This window comes from Paenibacillus sp. MMO-177 (genome assembly GCF_037147795.1).
GTDB lineage: Bacteria > Bacillota > Bacilli > Paenibacillales > Paenibacillaceae > Pristimantibacillus.
Map to the genome: position 1 here is coordinate 127,010 of NZ_JBBCUR010000007.1, position 15,019 is coordinate 142,028.

Genomic DNA, 15,019 nt, shown 5'->3' on the forward strand with positions numbered 1-15,019 from the left:
TGTGGATGTTCAAAAAATGCCGCTTGCCATGCGCGGAAGGGTGATCCGTGGCTAAAAGAAAGGCCTTTTTATTTCTTGGGCAACAACAAAGCCTGCCGAGCGATTCGGCAGGCTTGCCCGCGATATATGTGCAGCATTTTATGAAATGAGCTTATGCGTTTCCCGATATTGCCCGGGTGTCGTGCCTACGATTTTTTTGAAGCAGCGGATATAGCTTGACGTATTGGAGAAGCCCGTCTGCTGGGCAATGCCGTCCAACGTCTGGTTCGTCGTTCTCAGCAGCTGAATAGAGGTTTGAATGCGGAATAAATCGATGTATTCTTTAAAGTTCTGGCCCATTGTTTTCTTGAAATGATGGCTGAAGTTGGACCCCGACATGGCGAAATGGTCCGCAATCAGCTGAAGAGAAAAATCGGGGTTTAGCCCCCTTAGCTCGATAAACCGAGTAATCTCGTCCTGGGATGCATTTCGGACAGGCGGCAAGGTGTTCTGAATCATGAGGCAAAGCCTTTCGCAGCTATCCCGGATGATATCCGCCATCTGCTTAACCGTATACCGGAACTGGTATGCCGTATCCGTAAGCCGGAGCAGGACATCGTCCTCCGGGCTAAATCGCTGGAGCCCGTTCAGCAAAGCGCTAACCGTGTTAATGTAGACGCTTCGGACCATGTGCGGCGGCATTCCTTCGCTGCTCATCTGCGAGATAATACGGTCCGTAATGGAACGGACGGCTCCGGCGTCATTTTTCAGGATAACAAGCTCCAGTGATTGCAGCAGCTCCGCGTAATAGGATACGGAACCGGATTTGGGCGCTTCTATCTCGTCGAAAACGATAACCGGACTGCCTCCGCGCAGCTGAAGATGCTCCGATGCACGAACGGCCTGCAAATAGGCAACATGAATAGCTTCCGCCCGGTCAGGCTTGCTTGAGGTTCCTATGCCGATATAGACTTTCGCACCCGTCTGTTCCTCCAGCTCCCTTCGGGTATCCGCCAGAAATGTCTTTACCGCAAAGCCTTCTTCATGTGAGCAGACGTATATCATTTCGTGACTGTAGATGCTCTTTAGAAAATATCCCTTAACCTCGCTTGGCTGCGAGTCTTCTATTGCTCTTAAGTACTCCGCTGCCCGGCAATCCGCCCCTTCATCGCTTTTCGGAGATTCGATGGACAGGACGGCAACGGTGACGGCTTCATGCGGGAAAGTAATGCCGTATGCAGCGGCCTGCCCCATAAAGGCTTCATCATTGACCGTTTTACCGCTTACCAGCTCAAGCAGCATATGATCCCGGAGCATCGGCAGCGTCTGCTTCACTCTGGCATCAAGGGAACTGTTCACCGACACCAGCTCGCCAAGCGCAAAGCGGATCATCTCGAATTCATTCATGGGCTTCCTGCCGCCGGGCTCGAACAGATTGGAGGCAAAATCCACAATGCGCTTAATCGGCTGATAGTTCCGGCGGATAGCCACATAGATAATAACCATTTCGAGCAGCAGCATCATGCCAATGAGGACCACCGTATTGCGCTGAATCGTCTGAATGCCCTGCAGCATCTCCGTTACGGGCAGGACGCTTACGTACTGCCAACCGTTTTTGTCTGACACGGTATGCGAAATGATATAAGAGCGGCCGTCTTTCTCATATAGGCCAGCTCCTTTGCCGCTCTTATCAAGATCGGTCAGGAAGCTCTGCACCTCGTTCGTAGGTATGTACGAGCCTTTGCTCGAGGTGAGCAGAGGACGCCCCTCTCCATCCAAAATGATGAAGTCTCCGCTGTACATCTCCGACATCGAGTTCAGCATCCGGATAATCGTATCCTCTCGGACCATAATGAGCACCGCTCCCGGTGTTTCGTAGCCGCCGATCGGGAGCGGCAGGGCAAAGGTAAGCATGCGGACATGATTGCTGCCCGGAATAACGACATCCTCTACCGGCCGCACTAACGTCCCCTTCAAATGGTTCAGTTCATTAAACATATTTGGCCAATCTTTGTAGTAATACCCGATGCCCGGTTTGCCGAAGTCGCCAACATTGTAAGCGCTTCCTGTTTTGGCGAATAAATAACCCATACTTTCTATATAAAGCAGGGTGTTATCGATAAAGCCGTCTGTGGCGTTATATTTCCGCATTTCGTTTGCGATTTGCACGCGTTGATAATCCATGTCTTCGGCGTTGTACAATTTGATTTCCCGGTTCTTCAGCAGCTCGAACGGCAAATTGTACACGTATCGGGTAAACGTATCCATTGATGTCTTTACCTGCTCCGTAAGATGCGTATTCCAGTCCATCTCTTTCTGCTTGACGACCGCCGTCGAGTGCGGATAGTAGTAGACCAGAATAATCAGCAGCGGGAACAGCAGCACCAGAAAGTAGGAGACGAGATGCTGGATCAGCAGATTCATACGGCTTCTTTTCATCGGAATGCCACCTTTCGCCCTTGCCAAACTTAAAAAGATGGGAAAAGTCTCAACAATTGCTTTATTATACCACTCCGGATAAAAGCAGACTACCGCCCTAAGCAGCAATTGAAACAATTCCATACGATCCACGGACGGAATAGGAAAGGATTATTATGGAAAAATAAATAGATGATCAAAAATCTCATCCATTTGAATTGCGAGGTTACGATGAATAAAATTACGGTCTATCAGTTGTTCGCAATCACTTTTATTTTTCAAATAGGCACTACGATTATATTCGGCTTTGGCGGTCTCGCCGGCAAGGATGCATGGATTGGCGTATTGCTGTCCAGCTTCCTGGGTGTATTTGTGGTTCTGATCTACACGGCCTTAATGCGATTAAATCCGGGACTGACCCTGGTCCAATGGTTTCCCGCGCAATTCGGGCGCTGGATCGGAACGCCGCTTGCCTTTTTGTACCCCCTTCTCTTTATATACCTTGTAGGAAGGGCTATTGCGGATATTAGGGATATGGTATCAACAACCTTATTATTTAACACGCCGCTTATCATCATTTCGGGGGTTTTTGTCTTTATTATTGCCTATTGCGTATATGGCGGAATTGCGCGGGTTTCCCGGCTGGGGGAAATGTTTCTCCCCATCGTGCTGCTGTTGTTTTCGATTGAAGTCATCCTTCTGATGAGCTCGAACGTTATGCATTTCCATAATATGCTTCCCGTTTTAGAAAAAGGTTGGGGGCCCGTCTGGAAAACCGTATATCCTTCCGGGATCACTCAATCCTATGGAGAAACCATTGTCCTTGCCATGTTCTGGACGGAGACCAAAGAGCCTAATAAAGTGATGAGAGTTACGATTCTTACGACTTTGCTGTCAGGAATCATGGTAACCCTGTTCGATTTGATGGCCGTATTCGTATTTGGAGATATGTTCTCGGGTTTCCTGTACCCTCTTTACACCCTGCTTAGTTTGATAAGTATCGGCAAATTTATCGAAAACTTGCAAATGTTTGGCGTACTTTATTTATTAATGACGGCTCTGTTAAAGGGCGTTATTGAAATGTTCGCAGCGGTAAGAGGGATTCAGCAATTAACGAAGATGAAGAGCTACCGCGCACTTGTCATCCCGTCCTGCGCCGTTGCGCTCCTTCTTGGAATGACGATGTCCAAAAACATTGCCGAGCACATTTACCGCCATCACTTTGAAATACTGGTGCCTTACGTGTGGGTGCCTTTATACTTAATCGTACCAACGATTCTTCTCCTTGTTACTTGGTTACGGCGGAAATTGGCGAAATAAATCTCATCACTTCTTAACCTCGTCTGCTTTTAATTGCAATGCGGGTCCCGTTACCCCTATCCGTCTAACCGTAACGTTCGCATTTACGGAAATTTCCGCTTCCCGGAACTCATGTTCCCAGTCATTCCTTATCGATTTCCATAATGCCAAATTCTTTCTTTTGATCGTGTCGCTGAATCCGAAAATATCTGTTCCGTACTCTTGCTGAACATGGGAAATCGTTCGCGATACGGTTTCTTCGATTTGTTTGTCCAACACGCTTTGAACCACGTTTACATTATTAGGCCGTGTCAGGTCCAGCCTGGTGTTATTTTCGCGGATTGCCCCATTCGCTGTTAACGTAACAACCATTTTCAGCTTGCCATTCTGGACAGCCGGCTGAATTTTGCTATGCAGCTTAAAGAGACTAATGCTGACATTGCCTTCCTCGCCGGGTATTGTTACAGGAACCGTGAGCTTATTCAGATTTCCGGTTACCCATCGAATTGCCCGTCCTTCCTCCATCTTCAAAAAACCAACCATTTTCAACTCTTTATTAAAAATGGCTGTTCCGATAATCCGGAATCCTTCCGGATTGGACGTCACATTCTGATGGGGTTGATTCCCTGAACTAGAATCCATACCAATCGCAACCGCCGGTACGGCTGGAGAAGCTCCTTCGCTGGTTGCGGCATGCAAAAAGTTCAACAACCCCATTTCTATTGGTGTTCCTATTTGATCGTATTCTCCTAACACCCCAAGCGCGGCAATGTTTTCAAGTGGGTATGAGGTTTTCAAAAATTCGTTTGCAGTGCCCCCCATGACGATAAATATATCGGTTCTCAGCTTAAGGTTCGGATCGCGCGTGTACGTATCGAATACATCCTTAACTCCCTGTCTAGCCATGGATTCCCCAATCACAATGACACGCCGATGACCGCGAAACACTAACCTGGAAAGCTTGGTCTGCATCTGCTGTACCGCGTCCAGCGTATTCATGCCTTCGCCCGAGACGACAAAAAACGGCTTATCCTTGCCCCCTCCGCTTTTACCGTCCTGCCCGCCGTTTATTCTCGCCGGGATGATCGCCTGGGCACTGATCTTGACTCTCTTATTCGGGGCTTTGTCGATCCCCCACCCAAGCTCAACCGCAATCTCATTTACTTCGGAATTATCCCAACAGCCAGATACTAACGTAAGAGAAAGAGTAAGAAAAAACAATCCGGTTCTATATAACTTATTCATTCGTCTGCCTTTCCCCGCTTTGGGCTTGGTTGTTGGCCTTTAGGGATCCGAGTCTTATTAGCCCCGGATACAAAGACTGAACGCCGTGTCATACTCCACCTGGGCGCACGTATAAATACATCCTTCAGGCCCTGAGGTAATTTGGGAACGACCGGACTCATATACGGAACTCCGAACGACCGCAGACCAAGAAGATGGATCATCAGAAGGAATAATCCGCTGATGATCCCGTATAAGCCCAGCATACCCGCCAATATCAACATGGGGAAACGAAGAAGACGATAAGCCGTCCCGAAATTGTACCGCGGGATGGCAAACGATGCGATCCCGGTCGTGGCAACTACTATGACGACAGGAGCGGATACGATGCCTGCTTGTACGGCAGCTTGTCCAATGACAAGCGCTCCCACAATGCTGACCGCCGAACCTACGGCTTTTGGCATGCGTATACCGGCCTCGCGGAGCCCTTCGAACATAAACTCCATTAACAATGCCTCGACAAACGTGGGAAACGGGACACCCTCCCTGGAATTAGCAATGCTAATGAGCAGGTTCGTAGGAATCAGCTGTTGATGGAAGGTTGAGAGCGCCACATACAAGGACGGAAGCAGCAGGGCGATATTAAATAAGGAATAACGGACGAATCGAATGAATGTCGTGTAAATGGACCGTTCGTAATAATCCTCTACCGCTTGCAAACCTGTCCAAAACGTCATCGGCACGATTAGCACAAAAGGGGTATTATCAACAATTACCGCGACTTTCCCTTCGAGCAAACTTGCGCATACGATATCGGGCCGCTCGGTATTCTGAATTTGCGGGAACGGAGACCAAGGCGCATCTTCAATAAATTCTTCGATAAAGCCTGACTCCAGTACCCCGTCTATCACAATCCGGTCGATTCTAGTGCGGACTTCCTTCAGGACCGTGCTTGAGACAATTCCGTCAATATAAACGATAACGATATCCGTCTGAGAAACTTGACCAAGCGTAACGGATTCCATTTTGAGCTTTGGACTGCGGATTCGTCTGCGTATTAAGCTGGTATTGGTTCGCAGTGTTTCCGTAAATCCGTCTCTTGGACCACGAACGGAAATTTCGGCGGCCGGTTCTTCAATCGAGCGTTTCTCGAATCCTTTAAGATCCGCGACAAGGGCCTTGTTTTGTCCGTCGGCCAAGAGAACGATATTCGCCTTCAGAATGCCATCGATTACCTCGCCTAAAGTGGAAACGGTTTTAATTTGCGCGACGGCAATCAGTTTATCTTGAATCATCTGCCCCGATAGGGGGATTTCTTCATATAGAATTGGCGCTAACACCAAGTTATCGAGCGCTTTATTGTCAATTAAACCATCGGCATACAGGATAAGAATTTCGGGATTGCTGCTGATTGAACGAAATATGATATCTGAGCATTGATGAAAAACTTCTCTAACCATCTTCTCGTTCATAGCAAGCTTTGCGCTTAATTCAACATGCTGATCGTCAGTAATCCGCTTCAAGCGCATCCCCTCCTTCAAACGTGTATGCAAGCATCCAGTTGTGTAGTATATCCAACCTTTCCAAAGTTTATTGGATAGCCTGGCTGCTTCGAATCGATGTATAAAAAACAAGGAGCGGATGCCTACGGCAAACCGCTCCTTGTCAAGCTCTTTTTGCTACCTATGTTAACCTTCAACGGCTACTTTCTTTGCCGCCGCGCTTGTCTGTTTCTCGTCAGACGCTTGAGCGACGCGTTTAATGAAGAAGGTTAGAATCAGACCAACAACGCCAATTCCGACGATAACCAGATAAGCGTCATTCATCCCGCTGATCGTCGCATTCGTAATCATCTGCTGTTGAGTCAGGCCTTCGGTTGCCCCGGATGTCATCGCATCCTGCAGATGGGATTTGGTTTGCGTAGTCAGGATAGTCACGAGAAGCGAGGTGCCAACCGCACCCGCAACCTGTCTGATCGTGTTGGAAATCGCCGTGCCATGCGCATTCAGTCGGTTAGGCAATTGATTGAGGCCCGCTGTCTGGACTGGCATCATCAGGAGCGCCATACCGATACGGCGGCCGGTCGACATCAGAACCAGATACGTATAGCTCGTTGTGTCCGTCAGGTTAATAAATCCTAGAGTGGTTAGGATAACAATAATCATACCTGCAACGGACAGCCATTTGGCTCCGAATTTATCAAACAATTTGCCTGTAACAGGCATCAGGAAGCCCATGATAAGCGCGCCTGGAAGAAGGAGCAGACCCGATTCCATCGCGGTATACCCGCGTGCATTTTGCAGATAAAGCGGAAGCAGCATCATATCCGCATACATGATCATTGTAATGGCAATGTTGATAAACGTCGTTAAGCTGTACATATTGTATTTGAAGGCACGCAGATCCAGCAGCGGATTGTCGGAAATAAGCTGACGCCATACAAACAGCACAAGAGCAACCAGCCCCCCGATAATCGTAACAAGCACTTCCGCGCTTTCCCATCCCGCGCTGCCCGCGCGGCTGAAGCCGAACAGCAAAGCTCCAAAACCGACGGTGGACAAAATTACGCTAATAACATCAATCTTCGGATAGGAACGTTCCGATACGTTCGTCAAGAACATATAGCCGCAAATAATAACAATAACCGCAAGCGGAATCATGCCGTAGAACATCGTTTCCCACTTAAAGTTCTCGAGCACCCAGCCCGCAAGAGTAGGGCCAATCGCCGGAGCGAAAATAATCGCAAAACCAACCATCCCCATTGCCCCGCCCCGCTTCTCGGGAGGGAACAAGGTCAAGATGACCGTCATCAGAAGAGGCATAATAATACCGGCACCAGCCGCTTGAATCAAACGCCCGATCAGCAATACGTTAAAATCCGAGGCAAGCGCTGATACGACGGTACCCGCCAGGAATAAAATCATCGACGTCTGGAACAGCTCCCGCGTCGTAAATCTTTGCATCAAAAAGGCCGTAATCGGAATCAAAATACCGTTAACCAGCATGTAACCGGTCGTCAGCCATTGGACAGTAGCAGCCGATATACTAAAATCGTTCATTAACTCAGGGCCGGCTACACTCATAATCGTCTGGTTCAGCGTCGCAATAAAGGCGCCCAAAATCATAACAAATAGAATTGGCCCCTTTTTGACAGAACTGTCTGCTTGTAAACCTTTACTCAACCGCTCCATCCTTCTTTCTTGTCTCTCTAGACTAAATTTACAACGTGTCGTATAGTGAACATTGTATAAATTAAATTATAGCTTTAGCCGCCCCTTTTACAAGCGACGATTCCAGTCGAAAGTGTAAATTAGTTTACAGAAATTGAATTTATGTAGCATTTGTTAAGAAAATAATACAGTCAAAACGAAATTGTAGTTTATTACTAGAACATTTAATACTAAAGAAATGAAGGAGAAAAAGGATGGACAAAACAACAACCCGGACCGATCCGCGCATTTTGCGGACACGCCAGCTGCTAAGAGATGCCTTTATTGATCTGCTTGAGGAAATGGATATCGAGAAAATTTCGGTTAACAAGCTTGCGGAGCGCGCTACGATCAACCGCGTCACCTTTTATCTTCATTATAAGGACATCCCGGATATGCTGGAGAAAATGGCCGATGATATGATCGAGGACATCCATCAGGTTCTGGACCGGTCAACGGTAAAATCCGAATCGCCGGAGGTTATCAATACAACGATGCTTGTCAAGCTGCTCGAGCATATTGCGGAGCATTCGAAATTTTACAAGATTATTCTTGCCTCTCATCGCACAACAATCTTTACGGATCGGCTATTGCGCCTGCTGACCAAGCTGATCTCGGACGGCATAGACAAACGGGGGAATGATTCCTTTGTGGCGAAAGCCAATATCCAGAAGGATATCGCGGTCTGGTACAGCTCCGCCGCCTTGATTGGCACCATCGTGTCCTGGCTGCGCGCCGACCTGCCTTACACCCCGGTATTTCTCGCCAAGCAATTCTTCCTGCTCCGCACGCTGCAGGATCCGAAAGAATGATTTTAATTACGGTAAATGAAATCGCCCTCACCCAGGGAACTCTGCATACAGGTGAAGGCGATTTTTTACGCTGTTTATTCATCCTCTATAGGCTTTGTGCTTTGTCTGACGATAAGCTCGGGCTCAAGGGAGTACACTTTTTTGACCTTTTCCTTGTTCATCAGATGGCGGAGCACCCGCACCGCCGTCCGTCCAAGATTATTAGCCTGCTGCGATACGGTGGTCAGCTCGGGAATAACGTGATGGGCCAGCGGAATATCGTCGAATCCAACGATCGAAATATCCTCCGGTACGCGAAGTCCCTGCTCGACCGCCGCCTTGATCGCGCCGATTGCCGTAAAATCATTCACGCAGCATACAGCCGTCGGCCGGTCTTTCAATTGCAGCAAGGCCTCCATTTGCGTCCGTCCGGAATCGACGGAGAAGCTGTCCGGAAGAATCCAGTCTTCCCTTACGGCAAGGCCGGCGTCTTTTAAAGTCTTCTTATAAGCCCGGATCTTGACCGAGGTCGTTGACATATGGATGTGACCGCCGATAAAACCGATTTTATGATGTCCGATCTCGATTAAATGCTTAACCGCGAGAACGGTGCCCGCGTATTCATCCGTTACGACGCGTGTTATACCGGAATCCTTCAAATTTCCGTTTACGAGCACCATTGGAATTTTCTGCGAATGCTCAACAACCTCCTGAATCAGGGCAGGGCTGCAATCCTTCAAGTTAATCCGCCCGCCCATAAACAGTATGCCGTCCACCCGCTTCTCCTGCATCATGGTCAGGAACTCCGATTCCTTGTCGTGTAGCCCTATCGTATTGCAGAGGAAAAAAGTATGGCCGGACTCCCTGCCCTCCTGCTCGGCTCCGGAAAATACTTCCGGAAAAAACGGGTTCGTAATATCCGGTAAAATAACGCCAATTATCCCCGTCTCTTTCTTCAGCAGACTTCTGGCGTTTGCATTTGGCTGAAACTGATATTTTTGCATAATAGCTTCGATTTTTTCCCGCGTTGAAGCACGTACAGGAGCTGTGTCATTTAGAACACGCGAAACCGTAGCAACGGATACTTTGGCCTCTTTCGCTATATCATACACGGTTACTTGCTTCATCTTATGGCTTCTCCTCTGGAACATCTAATATAGTTGAAATTATATCAAAGTTAGGTTACTAAAGAAACGGATTAAACAGGCCTTAACCCTCTATTCTTTCCTGTACATTTTTGCAGCGGCTAGTACTTTTTCCGCAACAAAGCTACGCGGTGTTATTTCTTAATTGACTTTCACTAGCGTCCATTGCTGATTTGTCCCGTTATTATCGGCCCATTGGATGACGGATGCCCCGCTTGCCGTTGAGGCCTGATTCACATCCACGGTCATTCCGCTGTTCCTGTTCACGAGAATAACGGAACCTCCGGCGTCTACCGGAAGCCATTGCTGATTATAACCTCCGTTATCCTGGTATTGAATCAATGCGGTACCACCCGTCGTGGAGCTCTGATTCACATCCAGCAGCAATCCGCTGTTCACATTCTGGATTTTGTAATAACCGTTGCCTGCCGAGACAAGCTTCCACCGCTGGTTGTTGCCTCCGTTATCGGTATATTGTATGACTGACGCGCTATTTGCCGTTGAAGCGCCATTCACGTCCATCACGAGACCGCTGTTCTTGTTGACCAGCTTATAGATTGCGGCAGAAGGATACCCTGTCGCTCCTGTATAAGTGACATTCGAGATAACGTATGTCGTGACCGAACTTGCCTTGGCCGTAGCGGTAAACGTCTTGTTCGAGATGGCCGCATTCGAGACTTGGGCCAAATCCTCCGTCTGGGACGTCCGGTAAACCTCGGCGGAGCTGCCGGTTGCCGTGAACTTGCTAAGATCATAGGTCACCGAAGTATCGGTTGTTGCGCTGTTGGTTGTAACCAGCACAAGCTTACTTGAGGCCGCATCGTAAGCCGCCAGCGTATTGGCATCGCTAGAGCCGATAATCTTGTAGCCCGGACGGACAAATTTGCTGTAATTGCCCATGACGTAATATTTTTTGTTCACCGTATAGCTGGTCGTTTGCGTGTTATTCAGCACGTTTTTGAAAAAGCCCCAGCCATCGGCGCTGTCTACCGCCTGCCAATAAATCCATGCCGTTACGCCCATGTTGCGGATGTCCTTCAAGATTGTGCGGGACATCGTGAGGCCGCTGGCATCCCCGTCTCCATACTCCGAAACCCAAGGCGTCTTCCCGTTCGAAGCCGCAATATTGCGGAAGGCCGCTCTGCCCGTTCCGCCGTAGGTATGCGTGTTGATCTGTGCCAGAGCAGATTTGACTCCGCTTGAGTAGCTGTTATACGAGGTTACGGAATCATCTATGCTGTATTCTTCCGGAGCGCTCAGCTTGGTTCCCGTGAGACCTTTTGCGGCAAGGGATGCATTCACCTGGCTCAGGATCGTATCCTGATTTGCCCGGTCGAAGTGCATGCCTTCCTGATTGTTGCCGAGTGACCACCAGGTGGATACCGGCTCGTTCAGCGGCGTTAAGGTTTTGAAAGTAATGCCCCAGCTATCACGGAAATGCTTAACGACCTCCGTCAAATAGTCGGCAAAATCATCGTAATAATCGGTCTTTAAATTGTTGGCCCCGCCGGATGCGCCGGTAACGCTTCCGCTATTGGTCATCCAGTAAGGAGCGGAGTTGGAGAAGGCTTCAAATACGTTGGCGCCTCTTGTTTTTGCGGCTTGGAGCATATACCTCTGATTGGCATCGGCCGTCCAATCGTATACACCTTGGGTCGGTTGGAAGCCGGGGACGGCTTTCCGGTATTCCAGGTAATTCAAGCTTGGATTCTCGCCGCCTCCGATATTGTACCGGAGAACGTTAAGGCCAATCCCGCTTGTTGTGCTGAACATTTTGTCCGCATAGTCGTCCCGGTTGGAATAACCGCCTACTACCTTGCCCCACCATGCCAGGGAAGTTCCCCAGCCCTCAATCGTCTGATACTGCAAAGACGGGTCGGCAACGGCGGTGTAAGCACCTGCCGCCGATGCGGTCACCCCTAAGCTTCCCGCAAGCATGCCGCCTGCCAAAGCTCCTGCCACCATTCGTTTGATCCTTTTCATGTTTTCCTCTCCTTATTTGAGATTGCTCATCACTTCTGACGATTCTCAGGTGAGACGGACGCTTCGGCATCACCTCCTTTCTTGCAATCGGTTACATAAAGTCAAAAAAAACCGCTGCCCGGCATGATTGATTCAAAAATGAACACATCATCTAAGCAGCGGTTACTCACAACCTATTTATTTTACTCTAATTAGAAGGACTAGATAGAAATCCAACGCTTACTGGATGCCTGATCATAGAGGAGGCGTACCTTCGACGGGCTTGAGCCGTTCTCGTCAAACAGGACAAGCTCGTTCTTCTCCTTCAGCCATGCCATCGGGATTTTGTAATCCTCCTGAGGACCAACCTGCCAGTAGCGGCCAAGGTTAATGCCGTTCAGCCACAATGTTCCTTTGCTCATGCCGGTTAAACGCAGCTTCAGCTTGGCGTTTACTTCCGCCGGAAGCTCAGGCTTATCGAATTGCACGGTATGCCATACCGGAATTCCGGTTCCTCCTGCGTAAGGCTTGCGGTTTAACTTCAGGACATCTGCAATGCGCCAGCCGTTTAACTCGTTCTTCGAGGAAGATACGAGCAGCTCCAGACGCTGCAGCGGTGATTTTACGTAAGCCATTTCAATCAGATTGGAGCCTTCCTGAATGTAATCCGAGATATCCAGCGTGTGATGCAGGAACCAGTCCTGATAGCCTTCGAGCTCGATTTCCTTGCCGTTAATGCTAAGGCGGCCGCTGATTGCCCCTACCAGAACCGCGCGGTCATGGCCGGCTTCCACAGTGAAGACTCTGCGGATCATGCTGCCGGCCGCAATAGAATTGACTTCATTCAGATGAACCGTAGCGTCTTCATGCTTCCAGCCGCCTAGCAGATCAATCGCTTGCCCGTCTGCGTAGACTGCCCCGGCGATCCCCTTCACTTCTCCCAAATAAGGCGAGAAATTAAGGCGGCCCATATTTTGCACCAGAATTTGCAGTTGGTTCTTGCTGTTAGGCGTAAGCTGCACTTCTACCGCGGCTGCTCCTACCTTTTGCACAAGCGCCTGCTGCTTCCCATTGACGTATACTCTAGCCGTATCTTCAAGCCGCGAGATTACCAGATTCGTTACGCGCTCATCGCCAGCTTCGATATCGCATTCATAAAGCAAATGGCCATATGGCTGACCAAGCTCGGAGAAGGCTTTCGGCTGCGAGGCTTCCTGGCCTTGCGCCGCTGACAGCTCGCAGGCTTCGGAACTCCACCCTTCAAGGACCGGCGCTTGCAAATACACGTAAGGCGCAAGCTGTCCGCCAGGAAGAGCTCCCCAGTCGCCTAGATGAATCGGCTCCGCATCGCTATCCTGGAGAGCAGCCTTAAACGTACCGTCTGCCAAGAGGTCGAAGTCGGCGTAGCCAATAGCCCAGCTTGCTCCGTTATTGCGGGCAATCCGCCAAGCCCGGTCCGCGCCGTCCTTGTTAATAACCACAATCCGGTAAGGCTTGCCGCCAACCGTCAGCTGAACGATCTGTGCCTCCTGGAAGTGGCAAAGATCAAACGCAACTCTTGTGCCGCCATCCAGCGGTTGTCTTCTCACTCCGTCATCTTCAACCTGAATCGGCTGCCCGGATTCCAGCTCGATATACGAACGTTGTCCGTTCTCCGCATAGACAATAAGCGTATGCTGACCATCGATCAGCTCATTGGCAATCAGATACGTATTGCAGGTCAAATAAACGCCCGGTTCAAGCTGTAGTCTGTCGATTACAGGAACGACGGCATGAGGTCCAACGGTAACCGGAATGGTCCGGCCGTCCGGCAGCGTTAAGCTTGTTGTTTCACGCTCATCCTTCGAGCTTTCCACAAACCAGATCCGTTCATTGCCTTTCTCGCGAACCCGCGCCGAGAAGCCTTGCGGAAGAGCAGCTAGAGCTGCGGCGCCTTCAACCGCGTTCAACAGTATGCTTTCCGTTGCTTTTACAAAATAGGACATCCGTTTGGCGGCATTATATTTATCTGTCACGCGTCCGTATTCATTAAGCGGTGCGTCGTAATCGTAAGAAGTCACCATAAAAATATCGCTGGCGCCAACCGTACGGCCGCCGTAACCGCCAAAGTTCGTACCGCCAAAGAACATATAATGGCTGATGCCGGTGAACCCGGCCCGCAGCGATTCCAGCATTCTTTTCTCGTACAAGGCTGCCGTCTTCTGCGTTGCCGCAGGAGCACCCCAATGCTCGAACCAGCCGGTCCAGAACTCGGTTACGATCTTTGGCGTATCCGGCTGCTTCTGCACCAGATTGTTATAATGCTGATCCGCTCCCGACCAGAAGTTCGCGCCTTCAACCGTGCCTTCTGCCCCGCCGACGCAAGTGATCAGCGGTACCGTTACTCCGCGTTCCAGCATGGCATCCCTAAGATGAAGCATATAGTCGCGGGCGACCTCGTCGCTCGCCAGATAACCGTATTCGTTCTCTACCTGTACAAGAATAACCGAGCCGCCGGCGTTAATCTCGCGCTCCCGGATAATCGGAATAATCCGGTCCATGTAGAGGTCCACATAGGTCAGATACTGCTTATCGTAAGCCCGGAATTTCATATCCTTCTTGGTATTCAGCCAATAAGGGAATCCGCCGAAGTCCCATTCCGCGCAAATAAACGGGCCCGGACGGGCAATGACCCACAGCCCCAATTCATGGCAAAGATCGAGAAAAGCGCCGCAGTCGTTATCGCCTTCAAAGTCCCATTGTCCTTCTTCCGGCTCGTGAACGTTCCAGGCAAAATAAGTATCGACGCAATTCATGCCTGCCAGCTTCGCTTTTACAAGCACCTCGCGCCATTCTTCCTTAGGCATGCGGAAATAATGAATGGCCGCACTGTTCAGGAACACTTGCTCTCCGTTAATATTGTAGCTGAATGCGTTATATTGAACTGCCGTATTTTTATGCGGCAGTCCGTTTGTTGCTAGAATTGTTTCCTGCATCTGAAGTGCCCCTCCCT

9 protein-coding genes are annotated in these 15,019 nt (G+C 49.6%); 2 read left to right on the forward strand and 7 right to left on the reverse strand.

What is annotated here, in order from left to right:
* Positions 1–138: 138 nt before the first annotated feature.
* On the reverse strand, positions 139–2,418 hold the full coding sequence (locus tag WFK81_RS22580; protein ID WP_336788644.1) for a helix-turn-helix domain-containing protein: 2,280 nt from the start codon (positions 2,416–2,418) through the stop codon (positions 139–141).
* 171 nt (positions 2,419–2,589) lie between these two features.
* Between WFK81_RS22580 and WFK81_RS22585 the strand changes: the two genes are divergently transcribed.
* Complete coding sequence (locus tag WFK81_RS22585; RefSeq protein WP_336788646.1) at positions 2,590–3,717, forward strand: GerAB/ArcD/ProY family transporter; 1,128 nt, start codon at positions 2,590–2,592, stop codon at positions 3,715–3,717.
* A gap of 6 nt (positions 3,718–3,723) precedes the next feature.
* Here the strand turns inward: WFK81_RS22585 and WFK81_RS22590 are convergent, their stop codons facing one another.
* The 3 genes from WFK81_RS22590 to WFK81_RS22600 all read right to left on the reverse strand — a co-directional run bounded on the left by WFK81_RS22590 (position 3,724) and on the right by WFK81_RS22600 (position 8,045).
* Complete coding sequence (locus tag WFK81_RS22590) at positions 3,724–4,941, reverse strand: Ger(x)C family spore germination protein (protein WP_336788648.1); 1,218 nt, start codon at positions 4,939–4,941, stop codon at positions 3,724–3,726.
* Positions 4,938–6,449, reverse strand: coding sequence for a spore germination protein (locus WFK81_RS22595; RefSeq protein WP_442956089.1), 1,512 nt, complete (start codon positions 6,447–6,449; stop codon positions 4,938–4,940). Before WFK81_RS22595 ends, WFK81_RS22590 begins: the two co-directional genes overlap by 4 nt.
* A gap of 159 nt (positions 6,450–6,608) precedes the next feature.
* Positions 6,609–8,045 carry a DHA2 family efflux MFS transporter permease subunit gene (locus WFK81_RS22600; protein WP_336788764.1) on the reverse strand — a complete coding sequence of 479 codons (1,437 nt, stop codon included), beginning with the start codon at positions 8,043–8,045 and terminating at the stop codon, positions 6,609–6,611.
* 299 nt (positions 8,046–8,344) lie between these two features.
* Between WFK81_RS22600 and WFK81_RS22605 the strand changes: the two genes are divergently transcribed.
* Complete coding sequence (locus tag WFK81_RS22605) at positions 8,345–8,941, forward strand: TetR/AcrR family transcriptional regulator (RefSeq protein WP_336788650.1); 597 nt, start codon at positions 8,345–8,347, stop codon at positions 8,939–8,941.
* Positions 8,942–9,015: 74 nt separating this feature from the next.
* Here WFK81_RS22605 and WFK81_RS22610 read toward each other — a convergent pair whose 3' ends face one another.
* The 3 genes from WFK81_RS22610 to WFK81_RS22620 all read right to left on the reverse strand — a co-directional run bounded on the left by WFK81_RS22610 (position 9,016) and on the right by WFK81_RS22620 (position 15,002).
* Positions 9,016–10,047, reverse strand: coding sequence for a LacI family DNA-binding transcriptional regulator (locus WFK81_RS22610; RefSeq protein ID WP_336788652.1), 1,032 nt, complete (start codon positions 10,045–10,047; stop codon positions 9,016–9,018).
* A 159-nt stretch (positions 10,048–10,206) separates the two neighbouring features.
* Positions 10,207–12,048 (reverse strand): RICIN domain-containing protein, encoded by a 1,842-nt coding sequence (locus WFK81_RS22615; protein WP_336788654.1) that lies wholly within the window; start codon positions 12,046–12,048, stop codon positions 10,207–10,209.
* A 200-nt stretch (positions 12,049–12,248) separates the two neighbouring features.
* Positions 12,249–15,002, reverse strand: coding sequence for a beta-galactosidase (locus tag WFK81_RS22620; RefSeq protein WP_336788656.1), 2,754 nt, complete (start codon positions 15,000–15,002; stop codon positions 12,249–12,251).
* Between the last annotated feature and the right edge of the window lie 17 nt (positions 15,003–15,019).

What these genes read in the sequence shown, in the direction of transcription:
- WFK81_RS22580 (WP_336788644.1), bottom strand. Translation starts at nt 2,418, where the DNA reads ATGAAAAGAAGCCGTATGAATCTGCTGATCCAGCATCTCGTCTCCTAC.
- WFK81_RS22585 (WP_336788646.1), top strand. Translation starts at nt 2,590, where the DNA reads ATGATCAAAAATCTCATCCATTTGAATTGCGAGGTTACGATGAATAAA.
- WFK81_RS22590 (WP_336788648.1), bottom strand. Translation starts at nt 4,941, where the DNA reads ATGAATAAGTTATATAGAACCGGATTGTTTTTTCTTACTCTTTCTCTT.
- WFK81_RS22595 (WP_442956089.1), bottom strand. Translation starts at nt 6,449, where the DNA reads ATGCGCTTGAAGCGGATTACTGACGATCAGCATGTTGAATTAAGCGCA.
- WFK81_RS22600 (WP_336788764.1), bottom strand. Translation starts at nt 8,045, where the DNA reads ATGATTTTGGGCGCCTTTATTGCGACGCTGAACCAGACGATTATGAGT.
- WFK81_RS22605 (WP_336788650.1), top strand. Translation starts at nt 8,345, where the DNA reads ATGGACAAAACAACAACCCGGACCGATCCGCGCATTTTGCGGACACGC.
- WFK81_RS22610 (WP_336788652.1), bottom strand. Translation starts at nt 10,047, where the DNA reads ATGAAGCAAGTAACCGTGTATGATATAGCGAAAGAGGCCAAAGTATCC.
- WFK81_RS22615 (WP_336788654.1), bottom strand. Translation starts at nt 12,048, where the DNA reads ATGAAAAGGATCAAACGAATGGTGGCAGGAGCTTTGGCAGGCGGCATG.
- WFK81_RS22620 (WP_336788656.1), bottom strand. Translation starts at nt 15,002, where the DNA reads ATGCAGGAAACAATTCTAGCAACAAACGGACTGCCGCATAAAAATACG.